Genomic DNA, 19,546 nt, shown 5'->3' with positions numbered 1-19,546 from the left:
TGTCTTGCCGATGCTAAACCATTGCACCGACACGTAATTGCTGTAACAGGCGCTCCACGGGAGCCGCCAGCCCGACTGATGGCGGTTGCGCTAAGTTATACCAGATAGCGTTGCCTTCATCCATGCACGACGTGAATGAGGACACGGGAAGCCACATCGGCACAATATCCAGATGGAAATGGCTGAAGGTATGACGGAACGCGTTGAGTTGCGTCAGGGTATCGGCCGCAATGCCGCGCTGTTCAAGCCATGCCCGAAGCGAGGCTTCATCCTCAAACTGTGGGAAGCAGTATAGACCACCCCACAGGCCACTCGGCGGGCGCTGAGCGAGAAACACCTCGTCGCCATGCTGCATCAGCAGCATGTACCCGGTGCGTTCAGGCAGCGTCTGCTTCGGTTTTTTCCCCGGATACTGCGCCCAGGTGTGGTTCGCATACGCCACGCAGAGGTTGTTTACCGGGCAGAGTTCGCACTTCGGTTTTGAACGGGTGCAGACCATCGCGCCCAGATCCATCATCGCCTGGTTAAAACGCTCCACTCCTTTCGCCGGAGTGACCGCTTCACTGATCTCCCACAGGCGTTTCTCAACCTCTTTCTTGCCCGGCCAGCCATCTACGGCGTAGCAGCGTGCGAGCACGCGCTTGACGTTGCCGTCGAGAATAGGGAAATGTTTGCCTAAAGAGAGGGAGAGGATTGCGCCTGCGGTTGAACGCCCGACGCCGGGCAAATCCGCCACCTCGTCAAAGGTCTCCGGGAATTTACCGTTGTGGCGGGTGGCGACCTGCTGTGCGGCTTTGTGCAGGTTGCGCGCGCGGGCGTAATAGCCGAGGCCGGTCCACAGGTGCAGTACCTCGTCCAGCGGCGCGTTGGCCAGATCGGTGATTGTCGGGAAGCGCGCCATAAAACGCTCGAAGTAAGGAATGACCGTCGCGACCTGCGTTTGTTGCAACATCACCTCAGAGAGCCATACTTTGTACGGCGTTTTTTCAATTTGCCAGGGCAGGGTTTTACGCCCGTATTTGTCGTACCAGTCCAGCACCTGGGCTGAAAATTGAGAGGCTTGCATGGTCATCGATTCGCTTAATCAGGGACGCAGATTGCAGCACAGCGTCAATCTGCTGTAAACCGGATCTTTCCCATGCTTGCATAGAAGCCTTAACTTTGGATAATGCCCGTTTCCCGAACATTCTCACAAGCAGACAACTCTTTTATGAAAAACGACGTCATTTCACCGGAATTTGATGAAAACGGTCGCCCGCTGCGCCGTATTCGCAGCTTTGTCCGCCGTCAGGGGCGCCTGACAAAAGGGCAGCAACACGCGCTGGACAACTACTGGCCGGTGATGGGCGTTGAGTTCAGCGAGCAACCGCTCGACTTCACCGACCTGTTTGGCCGCGACGCGCCAGTGACGCTGGAGATTGGTTTTGGCATGGGCACCTCGCTGGTGACCATGGCGAAAGCGCGCCCGGAGCAGAACTTCCTCGGTATCGAAGTACACTCGCCGGGCGTCGGCGCGTGCCTGGCAACGGCCCACGAAGAGGGCGTTGAGAACCTGCGCGTCATGTGTCACGACGCGGTGGAAGTGCTGCACAAAATGATTCCTGACAATTCTTTGAACATGGTTCAGCTCTTTTTCCCTGACCCATGGCACAAAGCGCGTCATAATAAACGCCGTATCGTTCAGGCACCGTTTGCCGAGCTGGTGAAAAGCAAGCTTAAGCTGGGCGGCGTCTTCCACATGGCGACCGACTGGGAACCTTATGCGGAACATATGCTGGAAGTGATGTCGTCCCTGGACGGGTATAAAAATCAGTCTGAAAGCAACGACTACGTACCGCGTCCGGATTCACGTCCGGTGACAAAATTTGAACAGCGTGGCCATCGTCTTGGTCACGGTGTATGGGACTTAATGTTCGAGAGGGTGAAATAATGGCAAAGAATCGTAGCCGTCGTCTGCGTAAAAAGATGCACATCGAAGAATTCCAGGAAGTGGGTTTCTCCGTTGCCTGGCGTTTCCCGGAAGGCACCAGCGTTGAGCAGATCGATCAGGACGTTGATGCATTCATCAACGAGGTGATCGAGCCAAACAAGCTGGCCTTCGACGGTAGCGGCTATCTGGCGTGGGAAGGTCTGATTTGCACCCAGGAAGTGGGGAAATGCACCGAAGAGCATCAGGCGCTGATACGCAAATGGCTTGAAGACCACAAACTGGAAGATGTCCGCGTTAGCGAACTTTTCGACGTTTGGTGGGACTAATAAAGCAAGAACGGGGCCAGCATTAGCTGGCCCATTTTGTCTGAGGGAGTGTTAAAGATGCGCAAAACGTTGCTGGCTGTTGCATTACTGGCAATCGGATCCACCGCCCATGCGGAGTATAAATGTAGCGTCACCCCGCGTGATGACGTGGTGCTGAGTCCGCAAACCGTGCAGGTTAAGGGCGAGAATGGCAATCTGGTGATTACGCCGGATGGCAACGTGACCTTTAACGGCAAACCGCAAAACCTGACGGCCGCTCAGCGCGAGCAGGCGATGGACTACCAGGCCGAGTTGCGTACCGCGCTGCCCTGGATCAACGATGGCGCGCTGACCCGCGTCGAGAAAAGCCGCGTGGCGCTGGATAAAATCATCACCAAAGAGGTGGGGGAGAGCAGCAATATGCGCACCCGCCTGACGAAGCTGGATAAACAGCTGAAAGAGCAGATGAACCGTATTATCGAGACGCGCTCTGATGGCCTGACGTTCCACTATAAGGCGATCGATCAGGTGCGTGCCGACGGTCAGCAGCTGGTGAACCAGGCGATGGGCGGCATTCTCCAGGACAGCATCAACGAGATGGGCGCCAAAGCGGTGCTGAAGGGTGGCGGTAATCCGTTGCAGGGTGTACTGGGTAGCCTGGGCGGACTGCAAACCTCGATTCAGAACGAGTGGAAGAATCAGGAAGCCGATTTCCAGCAGTTCGGCAAAGACGTGTGTAAACGCGTGGTGTCGCTGGAAGACAGCCGGAAGGCGCTGGTGGGGACGTTGAAGTAACGCCTCTGCGCGAAGGACCCCTCACCCCGGCCCTCTCCCACAGGGAGAGGGAGTAACCAGTTCCCTCTCCCTGTGGGAGAGGGTTAGGGTGAGGGCATCAGGCATTGCAGTCGTTGAAGAATGATATTTAACACTTCATCTTCGTTAACGCGAAATTCATTATTCCAGAACCGTACGACTTCCCATCCGTTCGTATTCAAAAACGCGGTACGACGTGAATCATAGTTCTCCTCATCCTGATGCTGCCCACCGTCCAGCTCAATAATCAGCTTCGCCTTAAAGCAGGCAAAATCCACGATATACGGCCCAACCGGCATCTGACGACGAAACTTATACCCGAAGAAACGACGACCTCTGAGCAAATACCAGAAGCGTAATTCTTCGGGTGTCATTTGTTTGCAGAGTTGTTTTGATTTTTCCATCCCCACACTCTGCCAGCCTTTCCCTCAGCCAGCAGAACGGGATGTAAAATCCTGAATCAGCCTTCAGGATTTTCAGCGAGGAACAGCTCAAGAAGGGAGTTTAAGAACAGCTTGCCGTGCTCGGTGATCTGCCAGGACTCATCACACTCGGTCAGATACCCCTGCGCCAGCGCCTCGTCAATCTGCGGACGAATCACCGACTCCGGCAGCCCGGTGTAGAGCGCAAACTCCGCGCGCGGTGCGGCTTCCAGCAGACGGAAGCGGTTCATAAAGAACTCAAACGGTTTATCCGCCGCCTCGACGTCGTGCTGACGCTCCAGGTAGCGGCCTTCCATATACCCGCGCGGGTGACGCGTTTTGGCGGTACGCAGAATGCGTCCGTCCGGGAAGGTCACTTTGCCATGTGCGCCGCAGCCAATTCCCAGATAATCACCAAAACGCCAGTAGTTCAGATTGTGCTGACACTGATAGCCCGGCTTCGCATACGCCGACGTTTCGTATTGCTGATACCCCGCCGCGGTCAAAAGCTGGTGGCCCTGCTCGAAGATATCCCACAGCGCGTCGTCATCCGGCAGCACCGGCGGGCGCGAGCCAAACAGGGTGTTTGGCTCGATGGTGAGCTGATACCACGACAGGTGCGGCGGGTTCAGTTCGATCGCCTGACGCAAATCGTCCAGCGCTTCTTCGAGCGACTGATCCGGCAGGCCATGCATCAGGTCGAGGTTAAAGCTGCGCAGCCCAAGCCCCGTTGCCAGGTTTGCCGCGCGCTTTGCCTCTTCCGGGCCGTGGATACGCCCCAGACGCTTCAGCTTTGGCTCGCTAAAGCTCTGCACGCCGATAGAGATACGGTTCACGCCCGCACGCTGATACTCGACAAAACGGTCGGCCTCAACGGTACCGGGGTTGGCTTCCATCGTAATTTCAGCATCCACTGCCAGGTTCAGGCGTGCGCGCACGCCATCCAGCAGCGTCTGCATCGCCGGGCCTGACAGCAGGCTCGGTGTACCGCCACCAATAAAAATGGTCTTCACTTCACGTCCCTGCGCGTACGGTACATCGGCATCCAGATCGGCCAGCAGATGCGCGACGTAATCATCGTGCGGCACTTCGCCCTTCAGCGCGTGCGAGTTGAAATCGCAGTACGGGCATTTCTGCACGCACCATGGGATGTGAATATAAAGACTCAGAGGCGGCAAATTAGCCATTACGCAGTGCTTCCAGTAACAGTTTCAGGGCGCGTCCACGGTGGGAGATCGCGCTTTTCTCTTCGCGGGTGAGTTCCGCAGCGGTTTTTCCCTCGGTCGGGACAAAGAAAATCGGGTCGTAACCAAAGCCGCCGTTGCCCGCCGCTTCACGGGTGATCACGCCCGGCCAGCTGCCGTGACAGACAATCGGCGTGGGATCTTCCGCGTGACGCATGTAGACCAGCACGCAGTGGAACTGCGCGGTACGCTGTTCGTCAGGGACGTTTTTCAGGGCCACAAGCAGCTTTTCCAGATTCTGCTGGTCGGTGGCGTCCACCCCGGAATAGCGGGCGGAGTAAATCCCCGGCGCACCGCCCAGAAAATCCACGGCCAGACCGGAGTCATCGGCTATCGCGGGCAGTCCGGTGATCTGCGCGGCGTGGCGCGCTTTCAGAATGGCGTTTTCGATAAACGTCAGGCCGGTCTCTTCGGCGGAGTCCACGCCCAGCTCGGTCTGGGCCACCACGTCCAGCCCAAAATCATTTAATAGCGAGGCCAGCTCGCGCACTTTACCGGCGTTACCGGTGGCGAGAACAACTTTCTGCATGGTTTAGTCCTGTTCTTTCAGAGCCGCGACTTCCGTCGGGATAGATTGCGGGTTAAGGATTTTTACCTGTTTATGCCGGCCAAGTTCACCTTTCTCAATGATGACCTGGCTTTTAGCGACGCGAAACTGTTTAGCCAGATATTTGGTCAGATGCGCATTCGCCTGGCCGTCAACCGGCGGGGCAGTGATGGCGACTTTTAGCTCGTCGCCATGCAGCCCAACAATACTGTCGCGGCTGGCTTTCGGCTGAATGTACAGCCGTAAAACCAGCCCGTCGGCGCAGGAGCTAACTGCACTCATAACGCCATCCACAGCCCCGGCAGCAGCATATTACCCGTCGCCTGTAACAGTTCCGCGATACCCATATTCAGCACGTACAGCAGCAGAACGAGAAGCATCGGGGAGAAGTCGATTCCGCCCATTGCAGGCAGCAGGCTACGAATCGGACGCAGCAACGGTTCAGTCAGCTGAATCAACGCGTACTCCACCGGGCTACGGCCCCGGCTTACCCAGCTCATGATCGCCATCACCAGCAGGACCCAGAAGATCAGCGAGCCGACGGTTTTAACCAGGATCAGAACGGCTGAAATCCAGATAATCGGCTGGAAAGTGATGACCATAAACAGCACGATCGCTTTGATAACGCTCAGAATAAACGCCATCAGCAGAGATGAACTGTCAATTGGCCCCATTGCCGGAATGACGCGGCGAAGCGGCCCCACAACGGGCTGCGTGATTTTCACGATAAATTGTGAGAATGGATTGTAAAAATCACAACGGGCCCACTGCATCCAGACGCGCAACAGCAGCGCCATCGTATACAGTTCAATGACCGTTGAAAGCAGGAAAGTCAACGTCTTCATGGCGTTCCTCAGGTTTCCTTATTATTGGGGGTAATCGCGCGCACCGAAAATTGCCGTGCCGATGCGCACCATGGTGCTGCCTGCCGCGATGGCGGCTTCCATATCGTCCGACATGCCCAGAGAAAGCGTGTCTACCGTGTCATAGCGCGCCTTAAGCGCCTCAAATGCTACAGCCATTTGCTGTGCCACGGCAAACTGCCTTTCATAACTTGACTCTGGCGCCGGGATAGCCATCAGCCCGCGCAGGGTTAAACGCGGCAGCGCCGCCACGTCCGCCGCCAGCGCATCCAGTTCGCCCAGCGTAATGCCGGACTTGCTGTTTTCATCACTGATGTTGATTTGAATCAGCACGTTAATCGCTGGCATCTCCGCCGGGCGCTGGTCGCTCAGACGGGTGGCGATGCGCAGACGATCGATCGTGTGGCACCAGTCAAAGTGCTCTGCTACCAGACGGCTTTTGTTCGACTGTAGCGGACCGATAAAGTGCCATTGCAGGTCTGTATTTCCCCGTTCCCGGAAAGCGCGAATTTTATCCACGCCTTCCTGCACATAGTTTTCGCCAAAGGCACGATGACCGGCGGCTATCGCTTCTGCGATGGCGCTCGCAGGCTTGGTTTTGCTGACTGCAAGCAACGTAATTTCTTCTGGAGCACGGCCGCAACGCGTTGCCGCGGCTGAGATTTTGTCCCGGACCTGTGCCAGGTTATGCGCAATGTCGTTCATTTTCCGAGGAGTAGTCTATGGATGTGGAAGAAATTGTGGCCCTTAGTGTAAAGCATAACGTCTCCGATCTACACCTGTGCAGTGATTCGCCACCGCGCTGGCGCAGGTCAGGCCGTCTTGAACCTGCGCCGTTTCCGCCCCCGGATGTGGAGGCATTATTAAAAGCGTGGCTCAACGATGAACAGCAGGGCGCATGGTGGGCAAACGGGCAGGTGGATTTTGCCGTTACCCTCGCAGACGGTCAGCGGCTGCGCGGCAGTGCGTTTAAGCATATGCACGGCGTTTCGATTGCGCTGCGGCTGTTGCCGCTGACGTGCCCGCAGCTCTCTGCGTTAGGTGTGCCGCGAGCGATCCCGGAACTGCTGTCTAATGACAATGGCCTGATTCTGGTCACCGGCGCCACCGGCAGCGGAAAATCGACCACCCTGGCCGCGATGGTCGATTTCCTCAATCATCAGACAGACGGGCATATTCTGACCCTGGAAGATCCGGTGGAGTTTATGTACCAGAGCGAACGTTGCCTGATCCAGCAGCGGGAGATAGGCCAGCACAGCCCGTCCTTTGCCGAGGCGCTACGCAGCGCGCTGCGTGAAGATCCGGATGTGATTCTGCTTGGTGAGCTGCGCGACAGCGAGACGATACGCCTGGCGCTGACGGCGGCGGAAACCGGCCATCTGGTGTTAGCCACGCTGCATACGCGCGGCGCGGCGCAGGCGATTGAGCGCCTGGTCGACACCTTTCCGGCGCAGGAGAAAGATCCGGTGCGTAATCAGCTGGCGGGAAGCCTGCGTGCGGTCCTGGCGCAGAAGCTGCGTCAGGATGTCCAGGGCGGGCGCGTGGCGCTGTATGAGCTGCTGGTGAATACGTCGGCGGCGGCCAACCTGATCCGCGAAGGCAAAACCTGGCAACTGCCGGGCATTATTCAAACGGGGCAGCAGGCGGGAATGCAGAACTTTGAGCAGAGTCTGGCGGAGCGACGGGCGCAGGGGCGGCTGTAGGCCCCGGCGCTCAGTAACCCTGTTCGAAATAGCTTTCGAGGATAATGACGGCTGAAGCGGAATCCACGCTGCCTTTGTTCAGCGCCCGGAAGCCACCGTGCTCGAACAGGCCAGCGCGTGCCTCGACGGTGCTTAAACGTTCATCGTGCAGCTTAACGGAGACGCCAAAGCGGCCATGGATTTTGTTCGCGAACTTGCGCGCGCGGGCGGTAAGCGGTTGCTCGGTGCCGTCCATGTTTAGCGGCAGGCCGACAATCACGTCGTCCGGCTGCCACTCTTTGAGCAAGCGCTCAATAAGGTTCCAGTCCGGCGTGCCGTCGTTAGCTTTCAGCGCCGTGAGCGGGCGGGCGGTGCCGGTGATCCGTTGACCCACAGCGACGCCGATGCTTTTGGTGCCGAAGTCGAAGGCGAGAAGGGTGCCGCTCATTACGCGTGCCCCGCAACGCCAGGCATGGTCAGAATATCAATGCCAATCAGTTTTGCCGCGTCACGCCAGCGATCGGCGATAGGGGTTTTAAACAGGATATTCATATCCGCAGGGGCTGTCAGCCAGGCGTTGTCCAGAATTTCTTGTTCCAGCTGCCCTTTTTCCCAGGAGGCGTAGCCGAGCGCAACCAGCACCTCAGAAGGCTGACTGGCAGTGCCCAGCGTTTCAAGCACGTCGCGAGAGGTGGTGACGACGGTGTTATCGGAGATACGAATGCTGGACGAGAAAACCGGCGGGGTATGCAGGATAAAGCCACGATCTTCTGCAAGCGGGCCGCCGAGCATCACCGGTTTATCGAGACGGATTTCCGGCAGCCGCGCTTCAGCAGGGATTTTCAGCTTGTCCAGAATGCCTTCCACATGGAGGTTTTCCAGCGGCTTATTGATGATAATCCCCATCGCGCCGTCTTCGTTGTATTCGCAAATATAGACCACGGAGCGGCGGAAAATCGGATCCTGGAGAGCAGGCATGGCAATAAGAAAGTGATGCTGTAAATTCATTGTCAGAGGTACTGTTTCCTGGTTTAAAAAGCGACAGCGCCCAGTATGGGGATAAACACAGGCGCTGTCACAGGTTATTTCTGTAAACGTTTTTCGATAGCGTCCATCAGCATTCCGGTGATCGAGATCGGGAATTCCGCTTCGATTTCACGAATGCAGGTCGGGCTGGTGACGTTCACTTCGGTCAGACGATCGCCGATGATATCGAGACCGACGAAGATCAGGCCTTTGGCTTTCAGCGTAGGGCCGACGCGGCGGGCAATTTCCCAGTCGCTTTCGCTTAACGGACGCGGTTCGCCACGGCCGCCAGCCGCCAGGTTGCCACGGGTTTCCCCTCCCTGCGGGATACGCGCCAGGCAGTAAGGCACCGGCTCGCCGTCTACGACCAGCACACGCTTGTCGCCGTCTTTAATGGCTGGCAGATAGTTCTGCGCCATGCAGTAGCGGGTTCCCAGCTCGGTCAGCGTTTCGGCAATCACGCCAATGTTCGGATCGCCCTCTTTCACGCGGAAGATCGACGCGCCGCCCATGCCGTCCAGCGGTTTCATGATGATGTCGCCGTGCTTCTGCCAGAATTCTTTCAGCTGCGTTTTGCTGCGGGTGACGAGCGTTTCCGGCGTCAGGTCAGAGAACCATGCGGTATAGAGCTTCTCGTTGCAGTCGCGCAGGCTCTGCGGCTTGTTGACGATCAGCGTTCCTTTCTCTTCGGCACGCTCAAGGATATAGGTGGCGTAAATGTATTCGGTGTCGAACGGCGGATCTTTACGCATCAGGATCACGTTAAGGTCGGCCAGGGCAATATCCTGCTCGGTACCGAATTCGTACCATTTTTCGTAGTTCTGCTCGACGTTAACGATGCGGGTGCGTGCGCGGGCTTCACCGTTGATCAGGTAAAGATCGTTCATCTCCATATAGTGGAGTTCATAGCCGCGACGCTGCGCTTCCAGCAGCATAGCGAAGCTGGAGTCTTTCTTGATGTTAATGTTTGCGATGGGGTCCATCACGATGCCGAGCTTAATCATCTTCTTCTCCGGTTATGGGTCAGGCTTTGCTTCAACCCAGATCGCCAAATCGCACCTGTAGCGCGGTAATGGCGGTGAGTGCCGTTGTCTCAGTGCGCAGAACGCGAGGTCCCAACAGAATATCAGTAAACTGGTAACGCGCCGTCATGGCAATTTCGTCAGCCGACAGGCCGCCTTCCGGGCCAATCAGCAGGCGTACACGCTCAACGGGCAGCGGCAGCGTATTGATGCTGGCGCTGGCGCGCGGATGAAGATTGAGCTTAAGCCCGCTTTCCTCTTCTGCACACCAGTCCTCCAGATCCATCGCCGGGCGGATCTCCGGGATACGGTTGCGGCCGCTCTGTTCGCAGGCCGCAATGGCAATTTTTTGCCACTGCTGGATCTTTTTGTTCAGACGTTCCGCATCCAGTTTAACGCCGCAGCGCTCAGAAAAAAGTGGCGTAATGAGGCTTACACCCAGTTCAATGGATTTCTGAATGGTGAACTCCATCTTTTCCCCACGCGACATCACCTGGCCCAGGTGAATGTGCAGCGGGGATTCCCGGTCGTCCACGTCGCCACGCAGCACCTTCACGTGCACGCTTTTTTTATCGGCGCGCGTAATTTCAGCGTCGAAAACCTGATTAGAGCCGTCAAAGAGCTGAATCGCCTGGCCTGCCCCCATGCGCAGCACGCGGCCTACATGGTTTGCGGCATCATCAGACAGGGCGATTTCGCCGCCTGGGGTAATCAGTTCAGGGTGATAGATGCGAGGGATGCGCATAGTCAGAAATTCCATGTGTCATGCGATATAAGCGAATTGCCGTAGTGTAGGTTAGCTCTTTTGCGCCTGGCAAGCCCGCTGGACGTAAGGGTTGTGATTCCCCTGGACTTTGGCGATACGTTCGTCGCGCTGGCATTCCCAGTCCGTCACCGGGTAGAGCTTGTCCCAGGCATTGAAGAGCTGCGTCTGCTGGCGGGAAAGATTGAGATCGTAGCGGTCGCGCATATAGAAATAAGTGCGGGCGATGCTGCCGCGTGCGCGGGCAGGTGGTTCGGCGACTTTCTCTTTGAAATCGACCTTCATGGCGCACTGACCGTACTGGCCTTCGCCACCGTTCCACTGGCTGTACATGAAGTTTCCGCGGTCGCCATTAACCTCACCCACGGCGGGTTGCAGGTTGTGCATATCGCTTTCCATCTGGCGGTAGACCGGATCTTTTGCGCAATTTTTACGTCCACCGTCCTGCCAGCACTGGCGCTGGTGGCCAAACTGCCAGGCCGGAACAACGTGTTCCCATTCGATTCGGCTGGCGCGGTTCTCGTTCTTGCGCACCTTATAGCCGCAGGATCCCAGATCCACGACCCCTTTCTTACCCTGCCAGTTAATTTTACAGCCGCAGTAGAAATCACCCGGTACGTCGGCGTTAATCTTTACGCCCGCGGTTTTTGCCTGAGAGAAACTGTGAATACCGTCGGCCAGAGCATGGCCGGAGAGCGCTGTCGCCAGAAAAGCGACCGCGAGAGAAACATTACGGGACATCTTACACTCCGTGTCAAAACGAGCCCGCAACGTAACGAATGTTGTTCCCGTATGCAATCAGTCAGATCAGGAAAGTTCCTGAAAGTTCGAGTGATTATTCCGCAACCAGCGGTTCGCCGCATTTAACGCAGCGATAGGTCGCCTCGCCGCGCACCACGCGGTTATGGCGGCGGACGGTAAGCTGGTGCTGCTGACACTGGCAGCGGTAGGGGAAGGTATTGCGGCGTACCGATTCCAGCTCGAACTGATGGGTGCGGCGAGCCGGAACCCCGAGCACCGCCTCCATCATCCATTTCCACTCTTTGCCGTGCGGCGCGACGCGGCCAAAGTGTTTCCACACCAGCAGGTGCGCCAGTTCGTGCGGGACGACTTCGTCGATAAACGCCTGCTGGTTTTCCATCATCAGCACCGGATTCAGGCGGATCTCATACGATTCCAGCCAGGCGGTGCCTGCCGCGGTGCCACGCTGCTGATAGACCAGCTTCGGTTCAGGATAATTGCGGCCGAGCTTCAGGTTGGCCTGGGCGAGTTTTTCCCGCAGGCTGCGCATGACGGCTTGCTGAATGGCGATGGGGAGACGGGGAGCTTTCATAGGGGCAGAGCATAAAGCGGGAAGCGGGGAGGCGCAAGAGGCGCCTCCCGCAGGAGGATCAGTCGTGTGCGCCGATTTCGCGCAGAGGACGACCTTTCATCAGGTTACGTTCAATGTGTTCCAGTGAAACATGTTTGGTTTCAGGAACCAGCCAGATAGTGAGAACGATAAAGAACAGGTTCAGACCGGCGTAGACCCAGAAGGTATTGGCGTTACCCAGGGTATTGAGCATGGTCAGGAACGTTGCGCCGACGATCATGTTGGCAATCCAGTTGGTTGCGGTAGAACAGGTGATACCAAAATCACGCCCTTTCAGCGGCTGGATCTCAGAGCACAGCACCCAAATCAGCGGACCGGCGCTCATCGCAAACCCAATGATAAACATCAGCAGCATCGCCACGGCGAAGTACTGTGCCGTTGGGGAATGAATGCCCATGTGCATCATGGTACCCAGCACGCCCATCCCGACGGCCATCACCAGGAAGCCTAGCGTCAGGGTTGGCTTACGTCCCCAGCGGTCCACCAGACCGATAGCGATAAAGGTCGCCAGCACGTTGGTCAGGCCGACGATCACGGTGCCCCACATCTGCTCGGTGGTGTTGGTGTAGCCCGCCAGTTCGAAGATTTTCGGCGCGTAATACATTATGACGTTCATCCCGGTGAACTGTTGCATGATCTGTAACAGCACACCGAGGAACACCGCGCGACGGAAGTTGCTGTTCTCTTTAAACAGCGCCCAGCCGGACTGTTTGACCTTCAGGCTTTCGCGGATCTCTTCCAGCTCGTTTTTGGCTTCGGCGCTGGTATCACGCAGGCGTAAGAGCACGCGTTCGGCATCATGGAAGCGGCGTTTGGCGGCGAACCAGCGTGGACTGTCCGGCAGGAAGAAGACGCCAATCAGCAGCAGGATGGCAGGAATGATGATTACGCCCAGCATCCAGCGCCATGCGCCGCTGTAGCTGAATGCGGTATCCGAGAGATAAGCCCCCAGAATACCGATGGTGATCATCAGCTGATACATGGAAATCATGCTGCCGCGGATTTTTTCCGGAGCGATTTCAGACAGGTACAGCGGGGCAGTATAAGACGCCACGCCCACTGCCAGACCGAGCAGCACGCGGGAGATGATCAGCACTTCAACGTTAGGCGCAGCCGCAGAGAACAGTGAGCCGGCAACGAACAGGATCGCGCCGATCATCAGGCTCTTTTTACGCCCGAGCTTAAAGGAGAGCCAGCCGCTGCCGACCGCGCCGACGGCGGCACCGAACATCATGGAGCTAACCACCCATTCCTGGGTGTGTGCGCTAATCTGGAACTCATCGGTGATGAAAGGTAATGCACCGGCAATTACGCCAATATCCAGGCCAAAGAGTAATCCTGCCAGAGCGGCGAGGAAGCAGACGAAGAACGTCATTGCCTTATTGGACGTACGCCCCTGTTTATTATTGTCAGGCATTATGCCCTCCAGTTGGGTTATCAGTTTTTACGATATTAAGAGTAGGTGAGCGGCTCATAAAAATATGTGAGTCAAATCACAACGGTGTAATCGGTTACACTGGCTTGTAACCGTAAAAATAATTAAAGCTTTGAAAATATAGAGGTAAATTAATTGATGTGCATCGCGTTTGCACAAATTTCAGACTTAACTGAAAGGGAATGTAACAGCAGAAGAAATGCGTTCATGCAAAGAGAATATTCTGAAAGCGGGGTATAGAGAGTGAGGTGTAAACGGTTCCAAACATTGCCGGGTGGCGGCTGCGCCTTACCCGGCCTACAAAAACTCACTACCCGTAGGTCGGGTAAGGCATAGCCGCCACCCGACATAAAAAAGGCCAGCACAAAGTTATATACAGTTAACTTAAACGTGTATAAAGTGTACTAAAGCAGATGGATCTGCTTTTTTTTCACCCAAAAACTAAGCAAAGTATACAGTGTGTATTGTGTATTCTACTTAAAGGAAAACATGATTTGTCATCAGTTAAAGTCAGGGCAACGATTGTAGAAGATAACACTGGTATCAAAAGCCAAATCCCTATCCTTCTGACAGAGCAGGGAGAGTTGAGTGTGGTAACAGATTACCTGCTTAAGTTAGAAGCCGACGATGTAAGCCACTCGGTAATGAATGGGGTCCTCCAGGCTGTGTCCTTATTGCTGGATTACATGGAGGCAAATAGAGGCGACTTTGACGACCCAATGCTGCTCTTCCAGACTTTTTCTAAGCGTTTATATACCGGAACGATTGGCGAGAATGGGATTGACCCTTCAGGTTTGTATTGGGTGCCGGCCTCAACCAGTAACGTGAATAAACATATTCAACGACTGACTGCCTTCACCGACTGGCTGGCACACAAACAAGGTGTAGAGCCTGTGAATCCGTTGTGTGAAGCGACCCGGCATGAACAGAGGTTAAATTACGCCGCATGGTATCGCAAAAATCAGAACGATTTTTTAGGTCATATTGAAGATAAAACTGTCAACAAAACCATCCGTAAGGCTAGAACGATCAAAGGCCGTACTCCTCTCACAATAGCTGAACATGATGCTATCGCATTTCCCGAAATGCACTGGGAAAAATTCTATATGTGTGGTGTTGGTGGCTCTGGCGATCCACGAGTGGCACTAAGAGATAAATTAATTCTTCTGCTTATGCACGGTGGTGGGGTGCGCGAAAGTGAGGCGTTAACACTTTGGGTGACGGATGTATTTGAAGACCCGTATAACCCAGACAGTGCTGTGGTCAGGATCTATAACGAGACTGATGGTAAGGCCCCTGAAGGTTGGCGTAATCGCTCTGGTGCATCAACCAGAGCGGCATATTTAAAAGAACAATATGCCCGGATACCACGACAGCGAATGAAAGGAACTGCCCGACTTGGCTGGAAGAACCGCGTGGTTGATCATAAAGATAATTACCTACAGGTTCAGTGGTTTCCTGCCGACTATGGAAAAGTGTTTATGTCACTATGGAAAAACTATCAAAAGTATCGCGCCAGTATCGACTGTCACCACCCTTATGCATTCATTTCTTTTCATCACAGCGCCCTCGGTAACCCTTACACAATTTCCGCTTTTCATGACAACTACATCAATGGATTAAAACGAATTGGTTTAGAACCAAACAAGGCAGAAGGTTTAGGCCCTCACGGACATCGACATAACTACGGAAGACGATTAGAACGTTCAGGGCTGAGCCCGCTGGTGATCCGCCGTTGCATGCATCACAAGTCTCTGGATTCACAAATCCCATATACAGGCAAAGGTCAGAAAGAAATTTCGGACGAACTCACTAAAGCTACACTGCTGCTGGCAAACCCTGATTCGAAAGTCAAAATTCTTGACTGGAAAGCTCTAACTGAACATGGCTTTAATGACATTGACCCGCAGGGTTATTTCACAGGCCGGAATCCAAAGCTGAGAGGTAAATAATGTTGCCACCAAAAAGCAAAAAAAATGATGGGCGTACATCCGATTTAGCTTTCTTATGGATGCTGACTACGCTTGGAGCAGAATGGCGGCAATGGCAGGAGCTGGCAGCAAAGTGGATGGCAACACAAACCCTCGGTATAAGTGATAAACGCGAGGCCCTGGGACGCTTCTTTGAGTCCTATATTGCTGAGCACGCCCCGTATGCAATAAGTGATTTGTCATTATTTTTTAAAGGCTACCAGGGACATAAGTGCTCCAGTGAAGAGTTTGAGCAAATTATAAGGAGCACTGTTGTCGCATCCGCGAACATTCAAAAAGGCATGAACTATGCTTATGAATTCATTGATTTTGTCGTCAGAGACGTTTTTTCGGAAAAAGATAACTATGGCAATTTAGTTCCATTGGTTTTAAATCCACTCCGAAAAATTAAAAAAGGATATGTTGCTACAGAAACAGTGCGCAACCCCTTACCATATCGCTATATTCAGAACCTGCGCCAGATCCTTTGTCCATTACCGGATAAAACTGAACTCACCATTATCGGTCAGAATCTTAAACAGGAAGAAAAATTACTTCCTGCCTGGCATTACCGTCACTTTAAATACTGGATTTGGGCGCAGCATGCTGGAAGCGACTGGTTTGAAGTCGGGCCAGAACTGATTGATAAAAATGACCCCGACTGCGTATGGCGTACCAGAGAAGTGACCCGTAAAGGTAAAAAAATCACCCTTTATCAAATCTGGTCGCCTGTAAAAGCAATGATGATTTTCATTAAGCTCCACCTGCCTCTTCGTTCCTCGCAGGTTCGTATGCTGGACAGCGGAGAAGCTGATACGTGGCGCTATGAAAATGGTCGATGGATTCTTAACACTCGACATGATTTCGCCCTTGGCAGTGCAAAGCGCCCATTTGGAAAAGGCATATTCCGTCGGATTTACGATACCATGACTGGACTATACTCGACGGGGTTGTACATCAATACCAACAAGACTGCTGACCAGAATAAAAATGAACTGGAACGTGGTTACATCATACCGTGGCAAAACGAAGAAGTGCTGTACTGGCTGGAGAAATTGAGGAACTGGCAAGAAAAATACAATCCGATTGCGAAGCCTACCGAATGTACTTTGCTGCTGAGAAAGCATATACACCACCAGGGATCAGACAGACAACTGAAAAGTATGGGAGAAATCGCTTTTCTGTTCCGTGACGCATCTGCCAGAGGCGAGGATAAACAAAAACCTATTCCTTATAACGCGTCAGATTCATTCTGGTATCAATTGCTGCTTGAATTAGAAAATCAACTCGCAGCCCGCGGGGATACCCTGGATAACGACGAGCGTTTAAAGCTGGTTGTGGATTATCCCGAGGGAAGAATGAAAGGTACAGCTACGCTGTTTCCTCTTCACAGCCTGCGTGTCTCTCTCATCACTGCGTACACAATGGACACACAACTGCCATTACCTGTGATTTCAAAACTCCTGGCAGGCCATACTCGCCTGTTGATGACCATCTATTACAACAAAATCACACCTTCTGTCATGGCAGATAAAATGAGCGAAGCACATGACACTCTGGATGCTAAATCCAGGCTGTCGGTTCGCAACTTTCTCAAAGATGCTTCAATGGAGCAGATTCAGTGCAGGATGGCATATCACAGCGAGGGGAGTATTCAGACAGCTCTGGTTAATCGTAACCCGATTGGCTGGGAAGAGCGTTCGTGTGGGCTGTGCCTGATGGGAGGTAACACCGTGAAGCCTGATGAAATTAATACCCTAGGAGGATGCTGGAATGGTGGGGTATTGATGAAAGACTCAGGCTCCGCTGCCAGCCGTATTTATGAAAGTGTCCCCCATGGCCCTCAAAACTGCATTCGTTGTCGATGGTTTATCACTGAGGCCCGGTTCCTTCCTGCGCTCAATGCCCAATTTAACCAGCTGAGTTACAGGGCACACCAGGCTTCTGCCTTATCTGTGGAAATTGAAGGTGAACTGGACATACTTAAAGATGAACAGTTTTTCTTTGAGGAACAAGGAAAACCCTTTATCAGACATGATGAACTGAAGGCACTACAGCGCCGTTATGAAATACAGCAAGCAGAAGCAGATGAGTATACGAAAGACTGGATTGCGTGTTTTGAACTTATTAACAAAATCATTCGTGTCGAAGAACTCAGGAAAGACGGCGACCTCAAAGATAAATTGATTGCGGTTGGTTCAGAGCAGGACGTTTGTCATGCTCTGAAGTTTATCGAAACTGACTCGGAATTATTGCATCTGTCCTTATTGTGCGAGGATGCTGAGTTCTATCCAGATTTGCTGGATGAACTTCGCAAAACACCGGTCATTCAAAAGCGTTCTGTGCAGCTGAGTCGGGTATTAATGAAAAAAGGTTTTGAGCCTGTTTTTATGGAAATGGACGATAAACAGCAGCTTATTGCTGCCAACGCAATGCTGCGCCAGATGGCTAAAATAGCTGATCCTGACGATAAACTTGAAGGATACCGCAAGGTGGTCGGTTATATTGAGGCAAGTGAATACCTGACTAATAATAACCTTTTTTCTGAAGGGATTCAGGCCCTTACCAGCAAAGCCATTCACCTTAGTCACATTGCCCTGCCTGACTTACTGGAGAACTAATGGAATTAAATATTGATATCATTCTTGCTGATTTGAAAGAAGGCAAAGTAAAGCGGACTCAGCAGAACCTTGAAAAGCTTAATGACACCTTGAAGAAATATGCTGAATCAGGCCAGCGAGACTTCTCCATCACAAAAATTGGGTTGGTGTCCGCTGCCGATGGCGGTCTTGCTTATGAAGCCCTGCGGGCAACCCGTAACGAGCATTACCGCACACTGATAAAGGCCTGGGCAGCCACGTGTAATACCAGTATCCAAAAGCCATTATCCGGTACCTCCCGGTCTAAATCTGTTCCCGCAGACTATAAGCTTTTAGAGCGCATCCCGGACCTGGCGGTACGCGCCTTGTTTGGCCAAATCATTGCCGAGCGTAACCGCTACCGCAATGAAGTAAATCTGCTCAAACAACATGCCAATATCATCATCGACAAACGCCCCGTGCGGCAGTTTCATACGACACCAGAATCTACGGTGGAGGTATTACCGTCCCTGTCAGGAATTCTCACTCACTCAGAAAAGAAAGCCCTGGCGTATTCCATATCTGAGGAATGCATGGATAAGAACAACTGGCAGATTACCCAGGCCGGGCAAGTAAAAGACACGGACTACAACAGTGAAGTTTTTCCACGAGGTTTTGTCACAGGGCTTCGAAAGTTATTGGATGTGGCAGATGAATAACGGCAAATGGCTATGTAAGCATCCCACATAATTGTCACCATTTCTCCCGTCTGGCGGGAGAAAATTCATATTTGTCTTTCTCTTCTGTTGAGGAAGCTGGAGTTGAAGGTTTGTTCGAAGATAAAGAAAGCTCAATCCCTAAAACAGTAAACACTCTGAATAGCCTTTCAAAACTGGCACTCGATGGATTGGATTCGAAACGTGCATAAGCTTGCTGCGACACTCCTAATCGCTCTGAAATAGCTTTCTGTGTGAGCCCATTAACTTTGCGAAAACCAATCAATATTGGACGTAAATGATCAAGATGCTTTATCGGATAGGCTGTATTCATTTTGAGATAACCACGCGTTGTTGCGTCTGAAACATGCTTCTGGAGTCTCATTTAACAACGTACAGGGTGTTAAAACAAGAATACAAACTATAAATTGTTAAACAAACATGTAGTAGCACTTAAACCCTTATTGAAAGGGCTTTCTGCATGATGCTCGACTCAGAGAACATTATCAGTATGTTGCAGGATCTCTAAAGGTGAATAGTTCGTTTGCGAGAACTTAAGCAGTATGGAGGAAGAGATCCTGAAAGAAGGCGTGGATTGCGGTCACTCGTTAAAATGGATAGCGCCTGCGTCCTTGTTGCCTAAGGATGGAGAATAGCGCAAGTCAGCCGCGCCTTGTGCGTATCGCGTGGGCAGTTGTCACTACGAGTTAAACTTTCTGCCGGTTAGCAGGGCAAGCGCTGTGACCCGCGTAACGACGAAGCACTTCCCCCATGGATGGACAGATAAGTTCTCTGATAGAAAGCAATTTATTATATTTAAAATACCATCCAATAATTCACAAAGTAAATATTAAAAG

Annotated in this window: 22 protein-coding genes; 7 read left to right on the top strand and 15 right to left on the bottom strand. The window is 53.2% G+C overall.

Features of this window, described 5'->3' with window-relative positions; genetic code table 11:
• Positions 1 to 13 precede the first annotated feature (13 nt).
• Positions 14 to 1,066: an A/G-specific adenine glycosylase gene (mutY, locus tag L379_RS04380; protein WP_169815223.1), complete on the bottom strand. Its 1,053-nt coding sequence runs from the start codon at positions 1,064 to 1,066 to the stop codon at positions 14 to 16.
• Positions 1,067 to 1,210: 144 nt separating this feature from the next.
• Here mutY and trmB point away from each other — a divergent pair, with 144 nt between their 5' ends.
• Genes trmB through L379_RS04395 form a run of 3 tightly spaced genes read left to right on the top strand, consistent with a single transcriptional unit; the run spans position 1,211 to position 3,030 of the window.
• On the top strand, positions 1,211 to 1,930 hold the full coding sequence (gene trmB, locus L379_RS04385) for a tRNA (guanosine(46)-N7)-methyltransferase TrmB (protein WP_015571843.1): 720 nt from the start codon (positions 1,211 to 1,213) through the stop codon (positions 1,928 to 1,930).
• Positions 1,930 to 2,256: a YggL family protein gene (locus tag L379_RS04390; protein WP_023304407.1), complete on the top strand. Its 327-nt coding sequence runs from the start codon at positions 1,930 to 1,932 to the stop codon at positions 2,254 to 2,256. The genes trmB and L379_RS04390 overlap by 1 nt, the downstream gene beginning before the upstream one ends.
• Before the next feature lie 57 nt (positions 2,257 to 2,313).
• Complete coding sequence (locus L379_RS04395; protein WP_003862419.1) at positions 2,314 to 3,030, top strand: YggN family protein; 717 nt, start codon at positions 2,314 to 2,316, stop codon at positions 3,028 to 3,030.
• An 83-nt stretch (positions 3,031 to 3,113) separates the two neighbouring features.
• Here L379_RS04395 and L379_RS04400 read toward each other — a convergent pair whose 3' ends face one another.
• The 6 genes from L379_RS04400 to L379_RS04425 are packed head-to-tail and all read right to left on the bottom strand — an operon-like array spanning position 3,114 to position 6,829.
• Positions 3,114 to 3,452, bottom strand: coding sequence for an endonuclease domain-containing protein (locus L379_RS04400; RefSeq protein ID WP_032654993.1), 339 nt, complete (start codon positions 3,450 to 3,452; stop codon positions 3,114 to 3,116).
• 56 nt (positions 3,453 to 3,508) lie between these two features.
• Positions 3,509 to 4,657 carry a radical SAM family heme chaperone HemW gene (hemW, locus tag L379_RS04405; protein ID WP_032654990.1) on the bottom strand — a complete coding sequence of 383 codons (1,149 nt, stop codon included), beginning with the start codon at positions 4,655 to 4,657 and terminating at the stop codon, positions 3,509 to 3,511.
• Entirely contained in the window at positions 4,650 to 5,243 is a 594-nt protein-coding gene (locus L379_RS04410) for an XTP/dITP diphosphatase (protein ID WP_032654987.1), read from the bottom strand. Before L379_RS04410 ends, hemW begins: the two co-directional genes overlap by 8 nt.
• 3 nt (positions 5,244 to 5,246) lie before the next feature.
• On the bottom strand, positions 5,247 to 5,543 hold the full coding sequence (yggU, locus tag L379_RS04415; protein ID WP_032654984.1) for a DUF167 family protein YggU: 297 nt from the start codon (positions 5,541 to 5,543) through the stop codon (positions 5,247 to 5,249).
• A complete protein-coding gene (locus L379_RS04420) occupies positions 5,540 to 6,106 on the bottom strand; it encodes a YggT family protein (protein WP_015571838.1) in 567 nt (188 codons plus the stop codon). The genes yggU and L379_RS04420 overlap by 4 nt, the downstream gene beginning before the upstream one ends.
• A gap of 21 nt (positions 6,107 to 6,127) precedes the next feature.
• Positions 6,128 to 6,829, bottom strand: a complete 702-nt coding sequence (locus tag L379_RS04425) for a YggS family pyridoxal phosphate-dependent enzyme (RefSeq protein ID WP_017382925.1) — start codon at positions 6,827 to 6,829, stop codon at positions 6,128 to 6,130.
• Positions 6,830 to 6,846: 17 nt separating this feature from the next.
• On the opposite strand from L379_RS04425, the gene L379_RS04430 reads away from it, so the two are divergent.
• Positions 6,847 to 7,827, top strand: coding sequence for a type IV pilus twitching motility protein PilT (locus L379_RS04430; RefSeq protein WP_017382924.1), 981 nt, complete (start codon positions 6,847 to 6,849; stop codon positions 7,825 to 7,827).
• Between the two features lie 10 nt (positions 7,828 to 7,837).
• Here L379_RS04430 and ruvX read toward each other — a convergent pair whose 3' ends face one another.
• The 7 genes from ruvX to galP form a co-directional block, all read right to left on the bottom strand.
• Entirely contained in the window at positions 7,838 to 8,254 is a 417-nt protein-coding gene (gene ruvX / locus L379_RS04435) for a Holliday junction resolvase RuvX (RefSeq protein WP_006811925.1), read from the bottom strand.
• Positions 8,254 to 8,814 (bottom strand): YqgE/AlgH family protein, encoded by a 561-nt coding sequence (locus L379_RS04440; protein ID WP_032654982.1) that lies wholly within the window; start codon positions 8,812 to 8,814, stop codon positions 8,254 to 8,256. The genes ruvX and L379_RS04440 overlap by 1 nt, the downstream gene beginning before the upstream one ends.
• Positions 8,815 to 8,888: 74 nt before the next feature.
• Entirely contained in the window at positions 8,889 to 9,836 is a 948-nt protein-coding gene (gene gshB / locus L379_RS04445; protein WP_015571835.1) for a glutathione synthase, read from the bottom strand.
• Positions 9,837 to 9,867: 31 nt separating this feature from the next.
• Positions 9,868 to 10,599, bottom strand: a complete 732-nt coding sequence (gene rsmE, locus L379_RS04450; protein ID WP_017382923.1) for a 16S rRNA (uracil(1498)-N(3))-methyltransferase — start codon at positions 10,597 to 10,599, stop codon at positions 9,868 to 9,870.
• A 51-nt stretch (positions 10,600 to 10,650) separates the two neighbouring features.
• On the bottom strand, positions 10,651 to 11,358 hold the full coding sequence (endA, locus tag L379_RS04455; protein WP_003860034.1) for a deoxyribonuclease I: 708 nt from the start codon (positions 11,356 to 11,358) through the stop codon (positions 10,651 to 10,653).
• Between the two features lie 94 nt (positions 11,359 to 11,452).
• Positions 11,453 to 11,950, bottom strand: coding sequence for a SprT family zinc-dependent metalloprotease (locus L379_RS04460; protein WP_015571833.1), 498 nt, complete (start codon positions 11,948 to 11,950; stop codon positions 11,453 to 11,455).
• A 58-nt stretch (positions 11,951 to 12,008) separates the two neighbouring features.
• Positions 12,009 to 13,406 (bottom strand): galactose/proton symporter, encoded by a 1,398-nt coding sequence (gene galP / locus L379_RS04465; RefSeq protein ID WP_015571832.1) that lies wholly within the window; start codon positions 13,404 to 13,406, stop codon positions 12,009 to 12,011.
• Between the two features lie 512 nt (positions 13,407 to 13,918).
• On the opposite strand from galP, the gene gmtY reads away from it, so the two are divergent.
• Genes gmtY through gmtX form a run of 3 tightly spaced genes read left to right on the top strand, consistent with a single transcriptional unit; the run spans position 13,919 to position 18,692 of the window.
• Positions 13,919 to 15,376 carry a gamma-mobile-trio recombinase GmtY gene (gene gmtY / locus L379_RS04470; protein WP_032654980.1) on the top strand — a complete coding sequence of 486 codons (1,458 nt, stop codon included), beginning with the start codon at positions 13,919 to 13,921 and terminating at the stop codon, positions 15,374 to 15,376.
• Positions 15,376 to 18,015, top strand: coding sequence for a gamma-mobile-trio integrase GmtZ (locus tag L379_RS04475; protein WP_032654977.1), 2,640 nt, complete (start codon positions 15,376 to 15,378; stop codon positions 18,013 to 18,015). The genes gmtY and L379_RS04475 overlap by 1 nt, the downstream gene beginning before the upstream one ends.
• Positions 18,015 to 18,692, top strand: a complete 678-nt coding sequence (gmtX, locus tag L379_RS04480; protein ID WP_032654975.1) for a gamma-mobile-trio protein GmtX — start codon at positions 18,015 to 18,017, stop codon at positions 18,690 to 18,692. Before L379_RS04475 ends, gmtX begins: the two co-directional genes overlap by 1 nt.
• A gap of 34 nt (positions 18,693 to 18,726) precedes the next feature.
• On the opposite strand, the gene L379_RS25280 is transcribed toward gmtX, so the two are convergent.
• Positions 18,727 to 19,023 (bottom strand): helix-turn-helix domain-containing protein, encoded by a 297-nt coding sequence (locus L379_RS25280; RefSeq protein ID WP_071992889.1) that lies wholly within the window; start codon positions 19,021 to 19,023, stop codon positions 18,727 to 18,729.
• Positions 19,024 to 19,546 lie beyond the last annotated feature (523 nt).

The sequence above is a fragment of the Enterobacter sp. MGH 33 genome (genome assembly GCF_000534535.1).
Taxonomy (GTDB): domain Bacteria; phylum Pseudomonadota; class Gammaproteobacteria; order Enterobacterales; family Enterobacteriaceae; genus Enterobacter; species Enterobacter hormaechei_C.
This window is presented reverse-complemented; position numbering and strand designations above follow the sequence as displayed.